This window comes from Alloyangia pacifica, assembly GCF_003111685.1.
GTDB lineage: Bacteria > Pseudomonadota > Alphaproteobacteria > Rhodobacterales > Rhodobacteraceae > Salipiger > Salipiger pacificus_A.
The window spans coordinates 2,477,125-2,498,440 of sequence record NZ_CP022189.1; the positions used below are offsets into that span (position 1 = coordinate 2,477,125).

Genomic DNA, 21,316 nt, shown 5'->3' on the forward strand with positions numbered 1-21,316 from the left:
GGGAATCCCTTGAATGTTTGCGCCAAGCTAGCCGCGATCAGCGCCCCGGGCGAGAGGCGTGAAGGATCTTGAACCGGGAATCTCCGGCGATTTCCTCGGTGTTGCGGAAGCGCTCGGCAAGCCGCGTCTCGTAGGGCAGGTGCCGGTTGGCAACGAGCCAGAGCTGGCCCGAGGGTTTCAACACTCGCGCGGCCGCGTCGATGAAGGCCTGCCCGAGCGAGGGTTCGGCCTTGCGCCCGGTGTGGAAGGGCGGGTTCATGATCACCGCGTCGAGCAGCGCCGGCGGGCGCCAGTCGAGCGCGTTGGCCCAGTGGAACTGCGCCCGCGGGTCGGTGACATTGCGGCGCGCGCAGTCGAGCGCATCGTGATCGGCCTCGACCAGGTGCAGCGCGGCGATCTTCTCGCGGCGCAGGATGCCATTGGCGAGCCCGCCCCATCCCGCGCCGAGATCGGCGACATGGGCACCGAGCTTCTCGGGCAGCGCCGCGAGAAGCGCCTCGCTGGCCGGGTCCGGCCCATCGGCCGAGAACACCCCCGGCGCGGTCCACTGCCCGCCGGGCAGCTGTGCCGGGCCCTTGGCCCACTCGGCAAAGGCATCGGTGGCGGCGAACCAGATGGTCTTGCCATGCGCCTTGGAGACCTGCCCCAGGATGTCGGTGCGCTTGCGCAGCGCCTTGAGGCAGGCGTCGATGCCGTCAGTCTTCTGGCCATCGACGATGACCAGACCGCCCTTGGCGGCTTTGTTGGCCTCGGCGATCCAGGCCTCGGCCCGGTCGCGGGCGCGCGGCAGGAAGACGATCGCGGCGGCGAAGTCCCCTTCGGGGGCCAGCGCGACAGTCCAGCCGCGGCGCTCCCAGGCCGCATGGTCGGGTGCCAGGCGTTGAACCACGGTGCAGCGCTCGCGCGGCAGATCGCCGGCGTCGATGTCGCCAAGGTTCAAATCGCCCGGCGCGCCGAGCAGCAGGATGCGCCCCTCGGAGGGCAGGTCGAGACCTCCCTCGAGCGCGAAACTCAATCGGGTATCAGACATGGCAGAACCGCCGCGGAGGGCGGATCACTCCTTTTCCATGGTGCATTGCAGCGGATGCTGGTGACGCCGGGCAAAATCCATGACCTGGCCCACCTTGGTCTCGGCGATCTCGTGGCTGAATACGCCAACCACCGCGACCCCTTTTTTATGGACGGTGAGCATCACTTCGAAAGCCTGCGCATGGGTCATGCCGAAGAAACGCTCGAGCACATGCACGACGAATTCCATAGGCGTGTAGTCGTCGTTCAGCAGCAGCACCTTGTAGAGCGGCGGGCGTTTCGTCTTGGGCTTGGTCTGCAGCACGACACCGGCATCGCCCTCGCCATCGCGGGGGTCGTTCGGGTCGGACATACGGAGTTTCTGTGCCGTGACGGACTGGATCATCTCGGGGACGCTTTTGCTTTGCGTGTGCTTTGCGGTTCCGGCTTTGAAGGGTCTATATAATTCCAAGGAGCCGCAGAGGAAAGACCCGCGGCGGGAAGAGGCGACAATATGGCCCGGAAACTGCAAACAATCGGCTTCGATGCGGACGATACGCTTTGGCACAACGAGCGGTTTTTCACCCTGACGCAGGAGCGATTCGCCGAATTGCTCGCCGATCACTCCGAGCGCGCGCACCTCGACGCCCGCCTGCTCGCCGCCGAGAAACGCAATATCGGCCACTACGGGTTTGGCGTGAAGGGGTTCGTGCTGTCGATGATCGAGACGGCCATCGAGGTCACCGATGGCCGCGTGCCCGGCGCGACCATCGGCAAGATCCTCGAGGCCGGGCAGGACATGCTCGCCCACCCCGTCGAGCTGCTGCCGCACGCCAAGGACGCGGTCGAAGCCCTGGCGGCGGAACACCACCTCGTGCTGATCACCAAGGGCGACCTGCTGCACCAGGAGCGCAAGCTGGCCGCCTCGGGGCTGGGCGAGCTCTTCGACGCGGTCGAGATCGTCTCGGACAAGCAGCCACAGACCTACGCCCGCATCTTCGGCGCCAGCCCCGGCGGGGCCGAGGCGTCAATGATGGTCGGCAATTCGCTGAAGTCCGACGTCAACCCGGCGATCCGAGCCGGCGGCTGGGGGGTCTTCGTGCCGCAGGATCTGGCCTGGAGCCTCGAACACGACGAAAAGCTCGACCACCCGAGGTTCCGCGAGATTCCCGACCTCGGCGCACTCGCCCAGCTTGTGGACTCGCTCGACTGACCCCAGGTCGCGCCCGACGGGGAGGCCCCCGCCGCATTCGCGCCGCAATCGCTCATATAGTGGTGAATCGCGCGAATTCCCACAAAATGAGGGAAATCACGATCCAGAAAACAACAGAAAATCAAGGCATTGCAGACTTTATTTTTTTTGGATCGCGTGGTAGCGTTTTCGCAAACTAGAACAGTTGGCCACCGGAAAACCGGAGGCGAGAGGCAGAGAAGGCGAGAACCGTGACGGGACGGCGCAGGCAGCGACCGGGCCGAGCAGGCCTGTATATTCTCACATTCATTTGGCTTGCCCTCGTGGGGCCAGTGGGCGCTTGGGCTGCCCCCTACGCTGCCCTCGTGATGGACGCCCGGTCGGGCGAGATCCTATTTTCCGAGAACGCCGAGACCCGACTCCACCCGGCATCGCTGACCAAGATGATGACGCTCTACATCGCCTTCGAGGCGGTCGAGCATGGCGAGATCACGATGGACACGATGGTGACCATCTCGAAGAACGCCGCCGCAGAGCCGCCCTCGAAGCTGGGCCTGCGCTCGGGACAGAAGATCGCGCTGCGCTATCTCGTGCGCGCCGCCGCCGTCAAATCCGCAAATGACGCCGCCACTGCCATCGGCGAGGCCATCGAAGGCTCCGAAGCCGCCTTTGCCCGCCGCATGAACCGCACGGCAAAGGCGCTGGGGATGACCCGCACCACCTTCAAGAACGCCAACGGCCTCACCTCCGAGGGCCACCTGTCGACCGCCCACGACATGGGGATCCTGGGCCGGCACATTCTCTACGATTATCCCGGCTATTATAACCTTTTCTCGCGCCGTACGACCGACGCCGGCATGCGCGAAGTGGCCAATACCAACCGCCGCTTTCTCGCCGCCTACAAGGGCGCTGACGGGATCAAGACCGGTTATACCCGCGCCGCGGGCTTCAACCTCGTCGCCTCCGCCGAGCGCGGCCGCGAGCGGATCATCTCGGTGGTCTTCGGCGGCACCTCCACCGCCGCGCGCAACGCCAAGAGCGCCGAGCTGCTGGATCTCGGCTTCAAGCGTGCCGCGACCAATGTCGCGCTGCGCCGTCCGGCCAAGCCGCCCTACATGGGCCGCGTCGGCGGCGGGGCCGAGATGCTCGTGGCCAGTGCCGAGACGGGCGATTCCGGACTGCGCGGCAAGTCGATCCGCGTCGCCGCCGCCGCCGTCACCAAGAGTCTGCGCCCCCAGATCCGCCCCGGGGTGACCAGCTCCGACGTGGCACCTCTGGTCGCCGGCGTCGAGGATGACATCAACAGCGTGCTGGAATCGGTGCAGGTGGCCGCCGTCGCCCCCGCCGTCTCCGAGGCCCCCGAGCCGATCGACATTGCAACGGTCGCCGAAGCGATGGTGGTTGCCGAGGGCGACACCGGAATTGCACCCGATTCCTCGATCAAGCCGGTGCGCCGACCGCAGGCGATGGCTCTTGTCAGCGCCCCCGCCCAGACTTCGGCCCCGGTTGTTGCCGCGCCCGAACCCGCGGCCGTCGCCGTCGCCTCCGCCGAGCCGGAGGCACAGGAAGTGGTCACCCGTGTGTCGACCTCGGGCGGGCGTCACTGGGGCATCAACGTCGGCCGCTACCCCAGCCGCTACGCCGCCGAGAAGGTGCTGCTGCAGACCGCGCTGATGGAAACCGCCACGCTGGACGGCTCGCTGCGCAAGGTCGTCGACCGCTCGGGCGGCTTCGATGCGAACTTCATGGGCCTGACCCGCGAGACCGCCGATCTCGCCTGCCGCCGGTTGCAGGCCCGGCAGGTCACCTGCTTCATGATCGGGCCGAGCTGACAGGCGCCTCATGGTGCCGACAAAAGAAAAACCCCGGGCTTCGCACCCGGGGTTTTTCTATTGCACCGCGCGTAAGCCTCCCAGCGGCTCCACCCCCCAAGAAACGACAAACCCCCGAAAGGCAGAGCCCCGGGGGTCGTCAACTTCTTCGTGTCGGAAGGTCAGCTGCCTGACCTCACGAGATAGATCTCACGAGCGTAAACTCAGAGGAGACCTTCGCGCTGAGCCTTCTTGCGCGCCAGCTTGCGGGCGCGGCGGACGGCCTCGGCTTTCTCGCGAGCCTTCTTCTCGGACGGTTTCTCGAAATGCTGCCGAAGCTTCATTTCACGGAACACGCCTTCGCGCTGCAGCTTCTTCTTCAGGGCGCGGAGCGCCTGATCGACGTTGTTGTCGCGAACACTAACCTGCATGTGGTTTTCACCACCTTTCTAGTTTTGAGTTGCAAGGAAATTGCAGGAAGCCGGTCTATAGCAAGGGTTGCCAATCTTGTCTAGACTCCTACCCATTGAGTCGAAGGAGAGGCCCCATGAGTGAAGAAATTACCGAGCGCCTGCTAGATGCGGCGCTGAACCATGTCGCCTTCGACGGCTGGTCCGAGACGACCTTCCGCGCGGCGGCGAGCGATGCCGGGATCGACCCGGTGGTGGCGCGCGGGCTCTATCCGCGCGGTGCGGTGGACATGGCGATCGCCTTCCATCGCCGCGGCGACGAGGCTATGTCCGCGCGCCTCAAGGAAATCGACCAGTCCGAGATGCGCTTTCGCGACCGCGTCGCGCTGGCCGTCCGCAGCCGGATCGAGGCGGTCGACGACCGCGAGGCGGTGCGCCGCGGCACCGCGCTTTTCGCGCTGCCGATGTACGCCGCCGATGGCGCCAAGCTGATCTGGGGCACCGCCGACCGCATCTGGACCGAACTGGGCGACAGCTCGCGCGATTTCAACTGGTACACCAAGCGCGCCACGCTGAGCGCCGTCTATTCCTCGACCGTGCTCTACTGGCTGGGCGACGATTCGCTCGAAAACCACGCCACCTGGGAGTTCCTCGATCGCCGAATCGAGGACGTGATGCGCTTCGAGAAGACCAAGGCCAAGGTGCGCGGCACCCCGGTGCTGGGAAAGATGCTGGCGGCCGGACCGGAAAAAATGCTCGGCAGGCTGCGCGCTCCGAAGAGTCCGCGCCACGGGCTGCCGGGCGGCTGGACCGCGCCGCGCTGAGCCCCCTGCCCTTCCCGCACGACAGCAAGACAGGACGACAAATGACCAAGACCATGCGCGCCGTCGAGATCTCGCAGCCCGGCGGTCCCGAGGTGTTGCGCCTCACCGAGCGCCCCGTTCCCGAGCCTGGACATGGGCAGGTGGTGATCCGCGTCGCCTATGCCGGGGTGAACCGCCCCGATGCGCTGCAGCGCGCCGGCAGCTACGCGCCGCCCCCCGGTGCTTCAGACCTGCCCGGTCTCGAATGCTCGGGCGAGGTGGTGGCCACCGGCCCCGGTGTCAGCTGGCCCGCCGTCGGCGATGAGGTCTGCGCGCTGCTGCCCGGCGGCGGCTATGCCGAGTATGTCGCCACGCCCGCTGCGCATTGCCTGCCCGTTCCCGCCGGAATGGGGCTGCGCGAAGCGGCCTGCCTGCCCGAGACCTTCTTCACCGTCTGGAGCAACGTCTTCCAGCGCGGCGGGCTGCAGGCGGGCGAGCGCTTCCTTGTGCATGGCGGCTCTTCGGGCATCGGCACCACGGCGATCCAGCTTGCCAGCGCGCTCGGCGCGCGGGTCTTCGCCACCGCCGGCTCGGCCGACAAATGCGCCGCCTGCGAGAAACTCGGCGCCGAGCGCGCGATCAACTACCGCGACGAGGACTTCGTCGAGGTGATGCGTGGCCTCAGCGGGGCGAACCTGATCCTCGACATGGTCGGCGGCGACTACATCCCGCGCAACGTCAAGGCGCTGGCCGACGAAGGGCGTCTGGTGCAGATCGCCTTCCTGCAAGGGCCAAAGGCCGAGCTGAACTTCGCGCAGGTGATGGCCCGGCGGCTGACGATCACCGGGTCGACCCTGCGCCCGCAAAGCGATCTCGCCAAGGCGCGGATCGCCGCGTCGCTGCGTGAACACGTCTGGCCGCTGATCGAGGCGGGCCGCGTCGGCCCGGTGATGGACTCGGACTTCGCCCTGGACCAGGCTTCGGAGGCGCATGCCCGCATGGAAGGCTCGACACATATCGGCAAGATCGTCCTCAGGGTCGCCTGACCGACGATCCCGGCTCGGCAGCCCGACTGCCGAGCCGATTCCTCAAGCCACCGCGCGGCGGTAGAAGTGCCAGCTCGCGTGGCCGAGCAGCGGCAGGACCAGCATCAGCCCCAGCAGCAGGGGCAGCGATCCCAGCACCAGCAGCACCGCGATCAGCGCGCCCCAGCTCAGCACCACCTTCGGGTTCTTCCGCAGCACGCGAACCGAGGTCATCACCGCCACCGGCGCGCCCACGTGCCGGTGTAGCAGCAGCGGGAAGGAGATCACCGAAACCGCCAGCGCCGCCAGCGCGAAGACGAAGCCCACACCGCAGCCGAGCACGATCATCCACCAGCCGCCCGGGGTGCCGAACACCTGATCGAGAAAGGCGCCGAAGCTTTCGTAGTGCGCCGGCCCCATGGTCACCTGGTGGATGAAATGCGCCGTCAGCATCCACGCGCAGAACAGCGCGATCAGATAGAGCCCCATCACCAGCATTGCCCCGAAGGCGGGCGAGCTCAGCACCGCAAAGGCATCGCGCCAGCTTGCCTCGAGCCCCATCTCGCGCCTGCGGCTCATCTCGTAAAGCCCGACCGCCGCCATCGGCCCGAGGAGCGCAAAACCCGCCGCCATGGGAAAGATCAGCGGCAGGAGCGCCTGGTGAAAGGCCATGCCCATCAGCAACAGCCCCATCACGGGGTAGATGAGCACGATGAACAGCACGTCGCTGCGACAGGCCTTGAAGTCCTCCCAGCCGGCGCGCAGCGATTCCGAAATGTCCGACATTGCCATGGTCCGCACGCGGCGCGGCGTATGGGCGTGGTCCGTCCCGAGCTCGCGCGTGGCGGCCGAGACATGCGCCCCCGCCGCCGAGAGCCGTTGCGCCGCCCAGCTTAGCGGGTTTCCGATCGTATGAGGTGTCTGTGCCATGAGCCTCCTCCCTTGGCGTCCTGCGCAGCGCCAATCGCGGGTCTGGTCCTGGCACGCGCCGATGACCAGACGGGCCGGCCACGCGTATCTCTACAGCCTAGCACGAAACACGCTCTCGGTGAATCACGTCGATGAGACGCGCGCACCCGTGGGCCATGCCCCCTTGCCCCTGTCCGCGCCTTGTCGCAGGGTCTGGCCCAAACGCCAAATAGGAGCACAGGACCATGGCCGAGACAGCCCGCACCGTCATCATCGAGCAAACCGGAGGCCCCGAAGCGCTCAAGCTGGTCGACTTGCCGGTTGGTGAGCCCGGCCCGGGCGAGATCCGCATCCGCCACAAGGCCTGCGGTCTCAACTTCATCGACTGCTACCAGCGCTCGGGTCTCTACCCGCTCGAGCTGCCCCACGCGCTCGGCATGGAGGCCGCGGGCGTGATCGAGGCCGTTGGCGAAGGCGTCACTCATCTCGCCCCTGGCGACCGCGCCGCCTATGCCGCGATGCCCGCCGGCGCATACACAGAGGTGCGCGTGATGCCCGCCGCGCAGGTCTGCAAGCTGCCCGAGAACATCTCCTTCGAGGAAGGCGCTGCGATGATGCTGAAGGGCATGACCGTCCAGTTCCTCTTCCACCGCACGACGCCGCTGAAGAAGGGCGACACGGTCCTGTTCCACGCCGCGGCGGGGGGCGTCGGCCTCATCGCCTGCCAATGGGCGAAATCCGAGGGCATCCGCTTGATCGGCACCGCGGGTTCGGACGAGAAATGCCAGCTGGCGCTCGACCACGGTGCCGACGCCTGCATCAACTACAACACCGAGGATTTCACCCAGCGCACCCGCGAGCTGACCGATGGCAAGCGTGTCGACGTGGTGATGGATTCGATCGGCAAATCCACCTTCATGGGCTCGCTCGACTGCCTCAAGCCGCTGGGGATGATGATTTCCTTCGGCAATGCCTCGGGCCCAGTAGAGGCATTCAACCTCGGTCTTCTGGCGCAGAAGGGCTCGCTGAAGGTCACCCGCCCGACGCTCTTTGCCCATATCGCCGACCCGGCAGCCTGCCAGGAAATGGCGGCGATGCTCTTCGACAAGGTCGCCTCGGGCGCGGTGAACATCCGCATTGGCCAGCGTTTCGCGCTGGAAGATGTCGCCGAGGCCCACCGCGCGCTCGAGGCGCGCAAGACCACCGGCCAGACCATCCTGACGCTCGGGTAAGCCCGCGCGCCGAATGGCAAAGGAAAAAGCGGCGCGGGTCATCCCCGCGCCGCTCTCATGTTCGCCAGAGCCTCAGCCCCGGGCGATCAGCACCGATCAGGCGATCTCTACCAGCTCGATGGCAAAGGTCAGATCCTTGCCCGCCAGCGGGTGGTTGGCGTCGAGCGTGACCTCGGTGTCATTCACCTCGACCACGGTCACCTGCACCACCTGGCCGGTGGGGGTCTGCATCTGCAGCGGGGTGCCCAGATCGAGCGGGATGTCCTCGGGGATGTCGGCACGCGGCACGGCCTGGCGTGCCTCGGCGTGGACCGGGCCATAGGCCTCTTCGGCGGGCACTTCCACGGTCTTCTTCTCGCCGACCGCCATCCCCGGCATCGCCTTGTCGAGGCCGGGGATGATCTGGCCCGAGCCGACCTGGAATTCCAGCGGGTCGCGGCCTGCGCTGGAATCAAAGGTGGTGCCGTCGTTCAGGGTGCCGGTGTAATGAATACGAACGGTGTCGCCGGTCTTGACCTGCGTCATGGGAGTCTCCGATCTTTTGGGAAAGTTCTGTGGATGGGACGAGGCCACCTGTCGCGGCGGGTTCTCGTTTGCTCTCCCCTCCAACCTAAGCATCCACGCCCGGGATTGCAAAGAGGATGTCCGGGCGGGGCCCGGGCACGGCGCCCTGCCCCTCCAAACCTTGGCAAATTCACTCTTTCGACCCGCCCCGGCCCGTGCCACCCTGCGCCGGATCGCGAGGAGGACAGTTCGCCCCATGACCCAAGCCGGCCAGATCGCCACCTGCGTCTTCGACGCCTACGGCACGCTCTTCGACGTCTCTGCCGCCGCGCGCCGCGCCGCCGAAGCGCCCGGGCAGCAGGCGCTGGCCAAAGTCTGGCCGGCCCTCTCTGCCGACTGGCGGCGCAAGCAGCTGGAATACAGCTGGCTGCGCGCGGTGACCGGCGATCACTGCAGCTTCTGGCAGGTGACGCAGGACGGGCTCGACTGGGCGATGGAGCGCCACGGCCTGACCGACCCCGAGCTGCGCGAAACCCTGCTCGGCCTCTACTGGGAGCTCTCGGCCTACCCCGAGGTGACCAAACTCCTCGCGACGCTGAAGGCGCAGGGACTGAACTGCGCCATCCTCTCCAACGGCAGTCCGGACATGCTCGAGGGCGCGGTCGCCAGTGCCGGGATTGAAAGCTACCTCGACGCCGTGCTCTCGGTCGAGGAGGTCGGCGTCTTCAAGCCTTCCCGCGCGGTCTACGAGCTCGTGGGTCAGCGCTTCGGCACGGAACCGGGAGAGGTGCTTTTTGTTTCCTCCAACGGCTGGGACGCGGGCAGCGCGGCGGCTTACGGCTTTCGCACCGCCTGGGTCAACCGCGCCGGTGAGCCCATCGACCGCCTGCCCGGCCGACCGCAGCACGTGCTGAACGACCTGACCACAATCCCGGAGCTTCTCTGATGCCCGAGTTCACCACTTCCGACGGCCTGTCGATCCATTACACCGACGAGGGCCACGGCATCCCGCTGCTCTGCCTCGCCGGCCTCACCCGCGACGGGCGCGATTTCGACTATCTTGCGCCCCATCTCGACCCCGCGAAAGTGCGGCTGATCCGCATGGATTACCGGGGCCGCGGCCAGTCCGACTGGACCGATCACACCAGCTACACCATTCCCATCGAGGGCCGCGACGCGGTCGAGTTGATGGACCACCTCGGGGTGAAGCAGGTGGCGGTGCTCGGCACCTCGCGCGGCGGGCTGATCGCCATGGTTCTGGCGGCGACGGTGAAGGAGCGGTTGCTCGGCGTCGCGCTCAACGACATCGGCCCCGAGATCGGAGGCGAAGGGCTTTCGGTCATCAAGGAGTACATCGGCCGCAACCCGGCTTGGCAGACCCATGCCGAGGCCGCCGAGAAGATGGCCATGGGCATGACCGCCTTCAAGGACGTGCCGCCGGGGCGCTGGATGGAAGAGGTGACGAAGTTCTACCGCGAAACGCCCGACGGGCTGCGCATCCAATACGATCCACGCCTGCGCGACGCGGTGCTCGAGGCGGGCGCGCAGCCCGCGCCGGACCTCTGGCCGCTCTTCGATGCCTTCAAGGGGCTGCCGCTCTGCGCCCTGCGGGGCGATGGCTCGACGCTGCTCACCGCCGAGACCTTCGCCGAGATGCAGCGCCGCCGACCGGACATGATCGCCGCCGAGATCCCCGGCCGCGGCCACGTCCCGTTCCTCGACGAGCCCGAGTCGCTGGGCGCGCTGCGGCGCTGGCTGAAAATGCTGGGCTGAGCCTCAGCCGAGGTTGAACACCCGGCTCGGGTGCAGCTCGCCGGCCTTGAAGATGCCCACCGCCACCGGCTTGCCCTCGAAGGACGCCCAGGCCTCGTCGCCGTATTCGGCCTCGCCGGGGATCACCATGCCGGGGTTGCCGTTGCGCAGCCGCGCCGCGCCCTCGGGCGTGCAGCGCAGCTCGGGCAGATCGGCAAGACCCACCTGCAGCGGCAGCAGCTTCTCGTCGAGCTCGGGGGTCTTCGCCAGCGCGTCGATCTGCTCGACGCTGATCCCGTCCGAGGCCTCGAACGGCCCGGACCAGACCCGGCGCAGGCGCAGCACGTGTCCGAAGCAACCGAGCGCCTCGCCGAGGTCGCGGGCGATCGAGCGCACGTAGCCGCCCTTGCCACAGACCATCTCCAGCTCGACGTGGTCGGCATCGACCCGCTCGAGCATGATCAGCGATTCCACGAAGAGCGGACGGGCCGAAAGCTCCATCTCCTCGCCGTCCCGCGCCCGCTTGTAGGCGCGTTTGCCATCCACCTTCACCGCCGAGAACTGCGGCGGCACCTGCTGGATGTCGCCGACGAACTGGTGCAGCGCTTCCTTGATCTCGTCGTCCGAGGGGCGCTCGGCGCTCTCGCGCAGGATCTCGCCCTCGGCATCGTCGGTATTGGTGGCCTGCCCCAGGCGCACGATGAAGCGGTAGGCCTTCATCGCGTCGGTGATATAGGGCACGGTCTTGGTCGCCTCGCCGAGCGCCACGGCCAGCACGCCGGTCGCCTCGGGGTCGAGCGTGCCGGCGTGGCCCGCCTTCTTTGCCGCCAGCGCCCAGCGGACCTTGTTGACCACAGAGGTCGAGGTCATGCCCGCCGGTTTGTCGACGATCAGCCAGCCGGAAATGTCGCGACCCTTCTTGCGTGCCATTGGTGTCCCCGCGCCTCTTCGTATGCCATCAAGGCGCGCCTGCTAGCAGGCGGGAGGCGCGGGAGTCAATCTGCGCCGGTGCGGCGGGACGCGCATGGGCGGTGCATGGAATGTGCATGACCTGTGCCTGCCCGTTCGCCTTCCCTCTGGCCGCCCCGCCCGTTAGGGTCCGCGCCAAGGAAAAAGGAGGCCCCGCCATGCTCATGGCCGATCTCGGCGATGTCCGACTTCACTACCGCATCGACGGCCCCGACGATGGCGCACCGCTGGTGCTGGCCAACTCTCTGGGCAGCGATTTCCGGCTCTGGGACGGGCTGCTGCCGCACCTGCCCGAGGGGCTGCGGATCCTGCGCTACGACATGCGGGGGCACGGCCTGTCGGACTGCCCCGAACCGCCCTATTCCATGGGCGCGCTGGTGCGCGACGCCGAGCGGCTGATGGAGCACACGGGGGTCCGTGACGCGATCTTCGTCGGCCTGTCGATCGGCGGCATGGTCGCGCAAGGGCTGTCTGCCAAGCGCCACGATCTCGTGCGTGGGGCGGTCCTGTCGAACACCGCCGCCAAGATCGGCACGCGGCAGATGTGGGAGACCCGCATCGCCGAAGTCGAGAAGCGCGGCGTCGAGGCCATCGCGGATGCGGTGCTGGAGCGCTGGTTCACCCGAAAATTCCGCGCCTCCGAGGCGATCAAGCCTTGGCGCAATATGCTCGCGCGCACGCCCGCAAAAGGCTACATGGGCTGCGCCGCCGCCATTGCGGGGACCGACTTCATGACGCCCACCTCGGGCCTGCGCCTGCCGCTTCTGGGCATTGCCGCCAGCGAGGACGGCTCAACCCCGCCCGATATGGTGCGCGAAACGACAGACCTCGTTCCCGGCTCGCAATTTGCACTGATCCGCGGGGCGGGGCATCTTCCCTTCGTCGAGAAGCCCGCGGAATACGGGCAAATTCTCACCGACTTCCTCAAGGGACAGGGGCATATCTGATGGCGAGTTTCCTGCTGATCCACGGCGCCTCGCACGGCGCATGGTGCTGGCGCGACGTGATCCCGGCGCTGGAAGAGCGCGGTCACACGGCCCGCGCCATCGACCTGCCCGGGCATGGCGCCGATACCATGCCACGCGACGAAGTCACCCTGCAGAGCTACGTCGAGGCCATCCTCGGCGCGCTCGACGCGCCGACCATCGTCGTCGCCCACTCGATGTCCGGCGTGCCCGCGACGCAGGCCGCCGACCTGCACCCGGAGAAATTTTCCCGGCTCATCTACCTCTGCGCCTTCCTGCCCGGCGACGGCGACAGCGTCACCAGCCTCAGCCGCGACTGGCCGGACCAGCCGCTGAACGAGGCGATCCGCCGCGACGAAGGTGGCGCGACCTTCCATTTCGATCCATCCCTGATCCGGGAAAAATTCTACCACGACTGTCCCGCCGCGCTCATCGACCGCGCCGCGCGGCACCTGACGCCGCAGCCGATCTCGACGCAGAAGGAACGTGTCACGCTCACCGGCACGGTAGAGCAGGTGCCGCGGAGCTACATCCTGTGCTCTCAGGACATGGCCGTGCCGCCTGACCACCAGCGTGCCATGGCGTCGGTCTTGCCAAGCGACGAGGTCTACGACATGAGCAGCGCGCATTCGCCCTTCCTGTCCGACCCCGAGGGCCTCGCCGCCCTTCTGGACCGCATCGCCCGGAGCTGACCCATGTCCGCCACGCCCTTCGACAGCGCCCACCTGCACCGCCTCTTCCCTGCTGGGGATCTCGCCAAGCTGTTCTCGGACAGCGCCGAGGTCCGGGCGATCATGATCGTGGTGGGCACGCTGGCCAAGGTGCAGGGTGACGCCGGGCTGATCCCCGAGACCGCCGCCAAGGCCATCCACCGCGCCTCGCTCGAACTCCAGATCGACCCCGGCGCGCTGGCGCAGTGCACGGCAGAGGCGGGCAGCGTGGTGCCGCCGCTGCTGGATGCCTTTCGGTCGCTGATGCAGGCACCCGACTACGCCCAGTACCTCGGCCAAGGCGCCCTCCCCGGCGATCTGCAGGACTGCGCGCTGGCGCTGCGCCTGCGGCAGGTGCTGGCCCAGTTCGAAGCCGCCACCGAGACGCTGCCGGGCAGCGACGATCTCGCCGTGCTCATGGCCGACTTGCCGGCGCTGCGCGAGGCCCTGCTCTGCGTGAGCCACAACGGCGACAGCGCCGAGGTCCTGCGCCCTGCGCTCGGCGCCGCGCTGAACCTCGGCGATCAGGGGTGGGGCGCCGAACGCATGCCCCTGACCAGGTTGGCGGATTGGGCCGCGCGGCTGATTCGCGCGCTCGCGGGGCGCGCGCCGGGCAACGCGCCGCTTGCCGCACTGAAGGCGCACGCCGGGATCCTCGGCACCTCGCTCGGCGCGGTCGAGGGATCCGCCGTGGCGCGACGCCACGTCGAGTCCCTCATCCTGCCGCAGCTGCTTCTGGCCACCGGTGCCGCGCTCTCGCTCGCGGCACGACCCTGAGCGGTGCGGCCTAGCAAACACTTGCCAGCAGTGCCGGCTTCGCGCTAACAGCAGGACAGCCACGAAGACGATAAGACCCGTCCCGAGCCAACCTCAGGCGCCGCAGGAGATCGCATTCCGCAGCGCGCGTACTATATTGCGAGTGAGACCTTGCAGAGGCATCGATTGGTGACGGAAGAAACGCTCACACCCCCACCTGAGGAAATGGCCGAAAACGCGCGCAACGCCGCGGGCTTCCTCAAGACGCTGGCGCACGAGGGACGGCTGATGATCCTGTGCCACCTCGGCTCGGGCGAAAAGTCTGTGGGTGAGCTTGAAGGTCTGCTCGGCATGCGCCAGGCGGCGGTGAGCCAAATGCTGGCACGCCTGCGCGAAGAGGGTCTGGTGAACACCCGCCGCGACGGCAAGACGATCTACTACAGCCTCGCCACCGAGGACACCGCGCGGGTGATCGGCCTGCTCTACGAGATCTTCTGCGTCAAGAAAGACTGCTGAGCCGGCGACGTGCGCCGTGCTCTCAGCGCTTTTCCGTCCAGTCCCACGGCCGGGTGAAGGCGCCGAGACATTTTACCACGGCGGCCTCCTCCTCACCGCGGCGCGACAGTTTGGCCACCAGCCCGCGGCGCGTGTCGTCCTGGACTTCGGCCACGCGCGCATTCAGACCCTGCGCTTCCAGCGCGGCGTCGTAGACGCGGGCGATCGCCCGCTTGCGCAGGTCGGGCTTGAACACCTTTCCGACCCCGGTCTTCGGCAGCTCTGGCAGGATCTCGAGGTGTTTCGGCCAGGCCGCGCGTTCGTGGATATGCACCTGCGCGTGCTTCAGCAGCTCCTCCTCGGTGACCATCGCCCCCGCGACCAGCTCGACATAGGCGCAGGGCAGCTCGCCCGCGTGGGCATCGGGCTGGCCAATTGCCGCCGCCACCGCCACCGAAGGATGGGTGAGCAGCGCGTCCTCGATCTCGGCGGGATCGATGTTGTGGCCGCCGCGGATGATCACGTCCTTGGCCCGCCCGGTGATCCACAGATAGCCATCCGCGTCGATCCGGCCCAGATCACCGGTCCGAAGGAAGCGCTCCTCGTGATAGAGATCGCGGTTGCGGTCCGCATCGGTATAGGTGCGGCCGGGGGTCACCCCGGGATTGTACACGCAGATCTCGCCAATCTCGTCTGTCGGGCATTCCTGCGAGCCCGACGCGGTCTGCCGCACGATCTTGACCTCTGTATAGGGGAACGGGAAGCCGACCGAGCCGATCTTCTTGACCCCGTCCGGCGGGTTGACCGACACGAGGCAGGTTGCCTCGGTCAGCCCGTAACCCTCGCAGATCGACAGGCCCGCAACCTCCTCAAAGCGCCGGAACAGCTCGACGGGCATCGGTGCGGAACCGGAAAAGGCGTGGCGCATGGTCGAGATGTCGGCGTCCACCTTGCGCTGCATAAGCGCCGAGACGGCGGTCGGCACGGTGATCATGAAGGTGATCTTCCAGCGCTCGCAGAGCTTCCAGAAATTGTCAAAGACCCCGTCGCCGCGATAGCCCGCCGGGGTCGGCAGGATCACATGCGCCCCCGAGGACAGGGCCGACATGATCACCACCTCGGTGGCGAAAACGTGGAACAGCGGCAGCGGGCACATGACGTTGTCGGTCTCGCGGAACAGCAGCCGCGAGCCGAGCCAGCCGTTGTAGAGCATCCCCGAGACCCTGTGCTGCGCGACCTTGGGCATGCCGGTCGTGCCGCCGGTGTGAAAATAGGCCGCGACCCTGTCGGCGGTCGACGGCGCGAAGGTGAGCCCCGTAGGCTGGCGCGTCAGCTCGGCGTTGAAGCACTTGATGTCGGCGTGATGGGTGCGCGGCAGTTTCGGGCGCAGCAGTGGCACCAGCCAGCGCTTCGGCGGGGTGAGGTAGCGGTTGAGATCCACCTCGAGCACCGTGACCACCCCCGGCGCATGGCGGCAAGCCTCGGCCAGCTTCTGGGCGATGTCGGTCTTGGGGAAGGATTTCAGCGTCACCACCACCCGCGCGCCGGTCTCGCGCAGCAGCGCCGCGATCTGCTCGGGTTCGAGCAGCGGGTTGATGGGCGCCACGATCCCGGCGACTGCCCCACCGAGGACCGTCAGCAGCGCCTCGGTGCAGTTGGGCAGCACCATGGCAACCACGTCGCCCTCCTCCACTCCCAGGCTGCGGAAGAGGTTGGCGGCCTGATTCACACGCGACTCCAGCTGCGACCAGCTCAGCGTCTCGGCCGGATCCTTTGCCCCGGAAAGAAGCTGGAAGCTGAGCGCAGGGCGCTCTCCGAACCGCGCGGCGGTCTGCGCGAGGCAGGCGTGCAGGTTCCCGGGCAGGTCCCGTTCGGACCAGGATTTCTCGGCCTCGATCGCATCGCGATCTTCCAGTGTCACGAATTGCATGCCCGCGCCGCTCCTCCACGCGCGGTACCGTCGCACGACCGGCGGCGGCACCAGTTTAAAGTGTGAGAGGTATCATAACCTCTCGCAAGGGCTGCGCCCTTAGCATGCCGCACGGTCAAGGCAAAGCCCGGAGGCCCCGGAACCGCCCAGGGATCGCTACTCCGCGGCGACCCCGTCGGTGAACTGCAGCCTCGCCAGCCGGGCATAGAGCCCTCCCTCGGCCACCAGCGCCTCGTGCCCCCCCTGCGCGACGATGCGGCCATGATCCATGACCAGGATCCGGTCGGCCTTCTTCACTGTCGCGAGCCTGTGCGCGACGATGATCGTCGTGCGCCCCTCGGCCAGCGTATCGACGGCCTGCTGCACCGCCCGCTCGCTCTCGGCATCCAGCGCCGAGGTCGCCTCGTCGAGCAGCAGCACCGGCGCGTCGCGCAGGATGGCGCGGGCGATGGCCACGCGCTGCTTCTGTCCGCCCGAGAGCATCACGCCGCGCTCGCCGAGATAGGTGTCATAGCCCTCGGGCAGCGCTGACAGGAAGTCATGCGCGGCCGCGGCGCGGGCGGCGGCCTCGACCTCGGCATCGCTGGCACCGGGGCGGCCGAAGCGGATGTTGTCGCGCGCCGAGGCCGCAAAGATCACCGGATCCTGCGGCACCAGCGCGATGTGCTGGCGGAAGCCGTTGCGGCTCATCTTGTCAAGCGGCACGCCGTCGAGCAGCACCCGGCCTGCATCGGGGTCGTAGAAGCGCTGGATAAGCTGCACGATGGTGGTCTTGCCCGCGCCGGAGGGGCCAACGAGGGCCACCGTCTCGCCCGGCTGAATGTGCAGGTCGATGCCGTCCAGAGCCTTGATCCCAGGCCGCGCGGGATAGGTGAAATCGACCTTGTCGAAGGTGATCTCGCCCCGCACGGTTCTCGGCACCGGCAGGGGCTGCACGGGATCGGTCACCGTGTCCTCGGCCTGCAGCAGTTCGACCAGCCGCTCGGTCGCCCCGGCAGCGCGCTGCAGCTCGCCGAAGATCTCCGAGAGCGCCGCGACGGCGCCGGCGACCATCACCGAATAGATCACGAATTGCACCAGCGCGCCGGCGCTCATCTGCCCCGCGCGCACGTCCACCGCCCCGGCCCAGAGCACGCCGACGATGCCGGTGAAGACGAGGAAGATCACGATCGCCGTCATGAGCGCGCGAGTCTTCACCCGTCGGCGGGCGGCGTCGAAGCTCTTTTCGGTGACCTTGGCAAAGGCTTCGCGGCTGATCGCCTCGTGGGTGTAGCTCTGCACGGTCTGCACGGCCGAAAGCGCCTCGGCGGCATTTCCCGAAGAGACCGCGATCCAGTCCTGGTTCTCGCGGCTCAGCTTGCGCAGGCGGCGGCCCAGCGTGAGGATTGGCACGATCACCACCGGCACGATCAGCAGCACCATCCCGGTGAGCTTGGCCGAGGTGAAGAGCATCAGCGTCAGCCCGCCCACGAAGAGCAGCAGGTTGCGCAGCGCGATCGACACCGACGAGCCGATCACCGACAGGATCAGCGTGGTGTCGGTGGTGATCCGGCTCAGCACCTCGCCGGTCATGGTGTTTTCATAGAAGGCCGGAGAGAGGCCGATCACCCGGTCGAAGACCGCCTTTCGGATGTCGGCCACCACGCGCTCGCCGAGCCGCGTGACCAGCGCGTAGCGGGCCGCGGTGCCGAGCGCCAGAAGCGCGGCGATGCCGAGTGCCGCCATGAAATAGCGGTCGAGCAGCGCGCCGTCCTGGGTGCCGAAATTGTCCACCACCCGGCGCACCGCCAGCGGCAGGGTCAGCGAGACGGTGGCCGTGGCAATCAACGCGAGGACCGCCGCGACCATCAACCCGCGATAGGGCTTCATGAAGGGCCAGAGAGCGGCCAGAGAGCCGAGTTTCCGGGATTTCTCGCGATCGTCCTGCACGATGGCAGCCGGGTTTCCGTGGGCCATGGCCGCTCCTTTGTCTTCAGAACGGTATTGCGGGGCGCGGCGCCCTGCGTCAAGGCGCGGCGTGTCGCGGAGGCGCGCACGCGACCCTGCAACGCGGACCACAAAGGCGCGAGTCGCTTGAAAATCACGATGTCAGGGAGGAATGGAGCGGGCGGCGGGAATCGAACCCGCGTCATTAGCTTGGAAGGCTAAGGTCTTACCACTACACAACGCCCGCGTAGTGGCGGGAGAGATATTGCAACCTTTCGGCCCGGTCAACCGCCCCCGCGCGGCTTTTGCAGGATGCCGCCGGGTTTTTGCGGTGATCCGCCCGCGCGCGGGAAACGTATCCCCAGGGTAAGGTTCCAAAGGACGCCCCATGCAAACGCTCGCTCTCTACATCGTCACCGCCGCCGTCTTCCTTGGGCTCGACATGCTCGGGCTGCGGTTCCTCATCCGCCCGGTCTTCGAGCGGCACGTGGGGCACCTGTTGGCAGAGCCGCTGCGGCTCGGCCCGGCGGCGGGCTTCTATCTGGCATACGTGGTGGGGGTGCTGGTTTTCGTCTCGCTGCCCGCCCTGCGCGAGGGCGCAACGCTGCAGGCGCTCTGGATGGGGGCGCTGCTGGGGCTGATGTGCTACGGCACCTACGAGATGACCAATTTCGCCACGCTGGCCGACTGGAGCTGGGAGCAGGTGATCGCCGACTGCCTTTGGGGCGCGGTGCTGACCGGGGTCTCTGCCTGGGCCGGGGTGGCGGCGGTAATGGCGGTCTTTGCGAAATCCCCCTAACCCTGTCGCGGGCATGAGCCCTCCTCGCCCCTGAAATCTCCGGCGGGCGAGGCGCTCAGCCCGCAAGCCGCGCCGTGAGGCGCAGCGCGAGCGGATAGGGCAGAAGCCTGAGCAGCTTCAGCGCATAGGTAAAGCGCTTGGGGAAGTGAATCTCGAAACTGCGCCCCGCCATGCCGCGGGAGATCTCGCGCGCAGCTTCTTCGGGCTCGATAATCGCGGGCATGGTGAAATCGTTCTTGTCGGTCAGCCGGGTCCGAACGAAGCCGGGGCAGACCAGCCGCACGTCGACCTGGGGCGCCAGCTCGACCCGCAGCGTCTCGGCAAGATTGATGATCGCCGCCTTGGTCGCGGAATAGGCCTGCCCCTTCGGCAGTCCCACGTAGCCCGCAACGGAGCCGAAGAGCACCAGCTGTCCACCTTCGCGCAGCACCTTTGGTGCACATTGCGCCACCAGCAGCGTGCCGGTCACATTGACCTGCACCAGTGCGGCCGTCTTCTCGGGGTCGAGGTCGACCACGCGCGCTGGATCGTAAAGCGCGGCGGTGCAGATCAACGCATCGAGCTTGCCTCCCGCCGCGATGCGTTCGGCGGCGGCTTTGAGTGTCTCGGGCTGCGCCAGATCGAGCGGAACCACCTCGGCTCCGCCACACTCCGCGGCAAGGCCCTGCAACGCATCCTCGTTGCGGGCAGAAAGCACCAGCCGCGCGCCCTGCCCTGCCAACTCCTTGGCCAACGCCGCGCCGATTCCCGAACTGGCGCCAATGAGCCATGTGCGTTTGCCCGCGTAGCCCATGGTCAGATGCGGAACAGCGGCTGCAGCAGCCGCGGAATCATCGCGCGGAAGCGCAGCGGCGCATCGGTGGCGGCAAGGCAGATGCAGGGGCCCTCGGAACCCGCCACCGGCTGGTGGTCCACCTCATCCGAGGCCACCTCGACGTCGCCGGTTCCGAAACGGCCCTCGCAGTCCGAGAAACTCCCCTGCAGCACCAGGGTCAGCTCGAGCCCGCCGTGGGTGTGCTCGGGCACGGCACGGCCCCGGGGGATGTAAAGCAGGCGCAGCGAGCCTTCGGCATCGGCGCTGAGTATCTGCTGGCGGATGCCGCCGCCGAGCATCTTCCAGCGCGGCGGCTGGCCGTTCAGCGCCTCCATCACAGGGGCGGGAAAGATGCCCGAGCCGCGTTGCGGGGGCGCGGGCGGCGGGGTGCCGTCGAGCGCGGCGAAGAGGCGATCGCGTGCATCCGCAGACACGGGTGCCGGAACCATGCCGGACAGCAGCGCGCCGCCCAGAGCCGCCTCGGTCTCGACCGCGGCGCGGCAGTCATCGCAAAGCGAGACATGTGCCGCGATCACCACAGCGAAAGGCTGCGGCAATTCGCCGGCGGCATAGGCTCGGAGCATCTCCTCGGGGATATGATGGGTGATCTTGCTCATTGGGGTCTCAGGTCGTTCAGGTCGCGCCGCAGGCGGTCGAGCCCAAGGCGGATACGGGATTTGATCGTGCCCAGCGGCAGGCCGGTGATCCGGCTGATCTCGCTATGGGGCAGCTCGTCCATGTAGGCGTGACGCAGGGCTTCGATCTGCTCTGGCCGCAGTTTCTTCAGCGCCGCGCGCAGCTGCGCCGCTTCCTGCTCCATGGCGAGAATCTGAGGTGCGTCGGGCTCCGAACTCTCGGGCTCATGAATGAGTTCCGGCTCGGGCAAGGGCTTGCGGCGGTAGAGGTCGATCTGTCGGTTGCGCGCGATACGGTAGATCCAGGCCGAAGCCTCGGCCCTGTGCGGATCGAACTGCGCGGCTTTGTTCCAGACCGAGATCATCACATCCTGCACCACATCCTCGGCGCTGCCGTCGCGCAGCCCGCCGCGGATCAGCATCGCCTTGAGCCGCGGCGCGAAGAAATCGAACAGCCGACCAAAGGCCTCGCGGTCCCTCCGGTCGCGCACGGCAAGAAGCCATTGCGTTTGTTCGGTTCGTTCGGCGGGCGTCACACGTATGTCCTTTCTCTTGCGCGGTTGCCTCATACCCGAAACGGGACCCGGACCTTCCGGCTGGAAGGCGGCGGGCGCTTCGGGCGCGGTGAGGCGGCCATCAAGAGACATGTAGAGGATACGGCGCCCGAGACG

23 protein-coding genes and 1 tRNA gene are annotated in these 21,316 nt (G+C 67.5%); 12 read left to right on the forward strand and 12 right to left on the reverse strand.

Features of this window, described 5'->3' with window-relative positions; genetic code table 11:
• Window positions 1–37: 37 nt before the first annotated feature.
• Together CEW88_RS11950 and clpS are read right to left on the reverse strand one after the other, a co-directional pair.
• Complete coding sequence (locus CEW88_RS11950) at window positions 38–1,030, reverse strand: class I SAM-dependent methyltransferase (protein WP_108967069.1); 993 nt, start codon at window positions 1,028–1,030, stop codon at window positions 38–40.
• A 24-nt stretch (window positions 1,031–1,054) separates the two neighbouring features.
• On the reverse strand, window positions 1,055–1,381 hold the full coding sequence (gene clpS / locus CEW88_RS11955) for an ATP-dependent Clp protease adapter ClpS (RefSeq protein WP_176476647.1): 327 nt from the start codon (window positions 1,379–1,381) through the stop codon (window positions 1,055–1,057).
• A 141-nt stretch (window positions 1,382–1,522) separates the two neighbouring features.
• Between clpS and CEW88_RS11960 the strand changes: the two genes are divergently transcribed.
• Both CEW88_RS11960 and CEW88_RS11965 read left to right on the forward strand, forming a co-directional pair.
• On the forward strand, window positions 1,523–2,221 hold the full coding sequence (locus CEW88_RS11960; protein ID WP_108967071.1) for an HAD family hydrolase: 699 nt from the start codon (window positions 1,523–1,525) through the stop codon (window positions 2,219–2,221).
• Window positions 2,222–2,568: 347 nt separating this feature from the next.
• Complete coding sequence (locus CEW88_RS11965; protein WP_254694396.1) at window positions 2,569–4,032, forward strand: D-alanyl-D-alanine carboxypeptidase family protein; 1,464 nt, start codon at window positions 2,569–2,571, stop codon at window positions 4,030–4,032.
• Between the two features lie 203 nt (window positions 4,033–4,235).
• Here the strand turns inward: CEW88_RS11965 and rpsU are convergent, their stop codons facing one another.
• Window positions 4,236–4,442, reverse strand: a complete 207-nt coding sequence (gene rpsU / locus CEW88_RS11970) for a 30S ribosomal protein S21 (RefSeq protein WP_008885097.1) — start codon at window positions 4,440–4,442, stop codon at window positions 4,236–4,238.
• A gap of 116 nt (window positions 4,443–4,558) precedes the next feature.
• On the opposite strand from rpsU, the gene CEW88_RS11975 reads away from it, so the two are divergent.
• Entirely contained in the window at window positions 4,559–5,245 is a 687-nt protein-coding gene (locus CEW88_RS11975; RefSeq protein WP_108967073.1) for a COQ9 family protein, read from the forward strand.
• A gap of 41 nt (window positions 5,246–5,286) precedes the next feature.
• The gene (locus CEW88_RS11980; protein WP_108967075.1) at window positions 5,287–6,270 is read left to right on the forward strand and encodes an NAD(P)H-quinone oxidoreductase; all 984 of its coding nucleotides are present in this window, start codon (window positions 5,287–5,289) and stop codon (window positions 6,268–6,270) included.
• A 42-nt stretch (window positions 6,271–6,312) separates the two neighbouring features.
• Here the strand turns inward: CEW88_RS11980 and CEW88_RS11985 are convergent, their stop codons facing one another.
• Window positions 6,313–7,179: a DUF2189 domain-containing protein gene (locus CEW88_RS11985; protein WP_108967076.1), complete on the reverse strand. Its 867-nt coding sequence runs from the start codon at window positions 7,177–7,179 to the stop codon at window positions 6,313–6,315.
• Between the two features lie 224 nt (window positions 7,180–7,403).
• On the opposite strand from CEW88_RS11985, the gene CEW88_RS11990 reads away from it, so the two are divergent.
• Window positions 7,404–8,390, forward strand: coding sequence for a quinone oxidoreductase family protein (locus tag CEW88_RS11990; protein ID WP_108967078.1), 987 nt, complete (start codon window positions 7,404–7,406; stop codon window positions 8,388–8,390).
• 96 nt (window positions 8,391–8,486) lie between these two features.
• Here the strand turns inward: CEW88_RS11990 and CEW88_RS11995 are convergent, their stop codons facing one another.
• Window positions 8,487–8,915, reverse strand: coding sequence for an FKBP-type peptidyl-prolyl cis-trans isomerase (locus CEW88_RS11995; protein WP_108967080.1), 429 nt, complete (start codon window positions 8,913–8,915; stop codon window positions 8,487–8,489).
• A gap of 235 nt (window positions 8,916–9,150) precedes the next feature.
• On the opposite strand from CEW88_RS11995, the gene CEW88_RS12000 reads away from it, so the two are divergent.
• A complete protein-coding gene (locus CEW88_RS12000) occupies window positions 9,151–9,840 on the forward strand; it encodes a haloacid dehalogenase type II (protein WP_108967082.1) in 690 nt (229 codons plus the stop codon).
• Window positions 9,840–10,667, forward strand: a complete 828-nt coding sequence (locus CEW88_RS12005) for an alpha/beta fold hydrolase (RefSeq protein WP_108967084.1) — start codon at window positions 9,840–9,842, stop codon at window positions 10,665–10,667. Before CEW88_RS12000 ends, CEW88_RS12005 begins: the two co-directional genes overlap by 1 nt.
• Window positions 10,668–10,670: 3 nt before the next feature.
• Here CEW88_RS12005 and truB read toward each other — a convergent pair whose 3' ends face one another.
• Entirely contained in the window at window positions 10,671–11,576 is a 906-nt protein-coding gene (gene truB, locus CEW88_RS12010; protein WP_108967086.1) for a tRNA pseudouridine(55) synthase TruB, read from the reverse strand.
• A 197-nt stretch (window positions 11,577–11,773) separates the two neighbouring features.
• On the opposite strand from truB, the gene pcaD reads away from it, so the two are divergent.
• The 4 genes from pcaD (at window position 11,774) to CEW88_RS12030 (ending at window position 14,562) form a co-directional block, all read left to right on the forward strand.
• The gene (gene pcaD, locus CEW88_RS12015; protein ID WP_108967088.1) at window positions 11,774–12,562 is read left to right on the forward strand and encodes a 3-oxoadipate enol-lactonase; all 789 of its coding nucleotides are present in this window, start codon (window positions 11,774–11,776) and stop codon (window positions 12,560–12,562) included.
• Window positions 12,562–13,272 carry an alpha/beta fold hydrolase gene (locus tag CEW88_RS12020; RefSeq protein WP_108967090.1) on the forward strand — a complete coding sequence of 237 codons (711 nt, stop codon included), beginning with the start codon at window positions 12,562–12,564 and terminating at the stop codon, window positions 13,270–13,272. Before pcaD ends, CEW88_RS12020 begins: the two co-directional genes overlap by 1 nt.
• Before the next feature lie 3 nt (window positions 13,273–13,275).
• Window positions 13,276–14,067, forward strand: a complete 792-nt coding sequence (locus tag CEW88_RS12025; protein ID WP_108967092.1) for a hypothetical protein — start codon at window positions 13,276–13,278, stop codon at window positions 14,065–14,067.
• Window positions 14,068–14,271: 204 nt separating this feature from the next.
• On the forward strand, window positions 14,272–14,562 hold the full coding sequence (locus CEW88_RS12030; protein ID WP_108967094.1) for an ArsR/SmtB family transcription factor: 291 nt from the start codon (window positions 14,272–14,274) through the stop codon (window positions 14,560–14,562).
• Window positions 14,563–14,584: 22 nt separating this feature from the next.
• Here CEW88_RS12030 and CEW88_RS12035 read toward each other — a convergent pair whose 3' ends face one another.
• From CEW88_RS12035 to CEW88_RS12045, 3 genes are all read right to left on the reverse strand, one after another.
• Entirely contained in the window at window positions 14,585–16,471 is a 1,887-nt protein-coding gene (locus tag CEW88_RS12035) for an acyl-CoA synthetase (protein ID WP_108967096.1), read from the reverse strand.
• Window positions 16,472–16,627: 156 nt separating this feature from the next.
• Window positions 16,628–18,427 (reverse strand): ABC transporter transmembrane domain-containing protein, encoded by a 1,800-nt coding sequence (locus tag CEW88_RS12040; protein WP_108967099.1) that lies wholly within the window; start codon window positions 18,425–18,427, stop codon window positions 16,628–16,630.
• 143 nt (window positions 18,428–18,570) lie between these two features.
• Window positions 18,571–18,644: transfer RNA gene (locus CEW88_RS12045), tRNA-Gly, on the reverse strand.
• Window positions 18,645–18,785: 141 nt separating this feature from the next.
• Here CEW88_RS12045 and CEW88_RS12050 point away from each other — a divergent pair.
• Window positions 18,786–19,196, forward strand: a complete 411-nt coding sequence (locus tag CEW88_RS12050; protein WP_108967101.1) for a DUF2177 family protein — start codon at window positions 18,786–18,788, stop codon at window positions 19,194–19,196.
• 55 nt (window positions 19,197–19,251) lie between these two features.
• Here the strand turns inward: CEW88_RS12050 and CEW88_RS12055 are convergent, their stop codons facing one another.
• From CEW88_RS12055 to CEW88_RS12065, 3 genes are read right to left on the reverse strand one after another with little or no spacing between them, the layout of a single operon-like run.
• On the reverse strand, window positions 19,252–19,989 hold the full coding sequence (locus tag CEW88_RS12055) for an SDR family NAD(P)-dependent oxidoreductase (protein WP_108967103.1): 738 nt from the start codon (window positions 19,987–19,989) through the stop codon (window positions 19,252–19,254).
• 2 nt (window positions 19,990–19,991) lie between these two features.
• Window positions 19,992–20,627, reverse strand: coding sequence for a ChrR family anti-sigma-E factor (locus CEW88_RS12060; RefSeq protein WP_108967105.1), 636 nt, complete (start codon window positions 20,625–20,627; stop codon window positions 19,992–19,994).
• A complete protein-coding gene (locus CEW88_RS12065) occupies window positions 20,624–21,181 on the reverse strand; it encodes a sigma-70 family RNA polymerase sigma factor (RefSeq protein WP_254694397.1) in 558 nt (185 codons plus the stop codon). The genes CEW88_RS12060 and CEW88_RS12065 overlap by 4 nt, the downstream gene beginning before the upstream one ends.
• Between the last annotated feature and the right edge of the window lie 135 nt (window positions 21,182–21,316).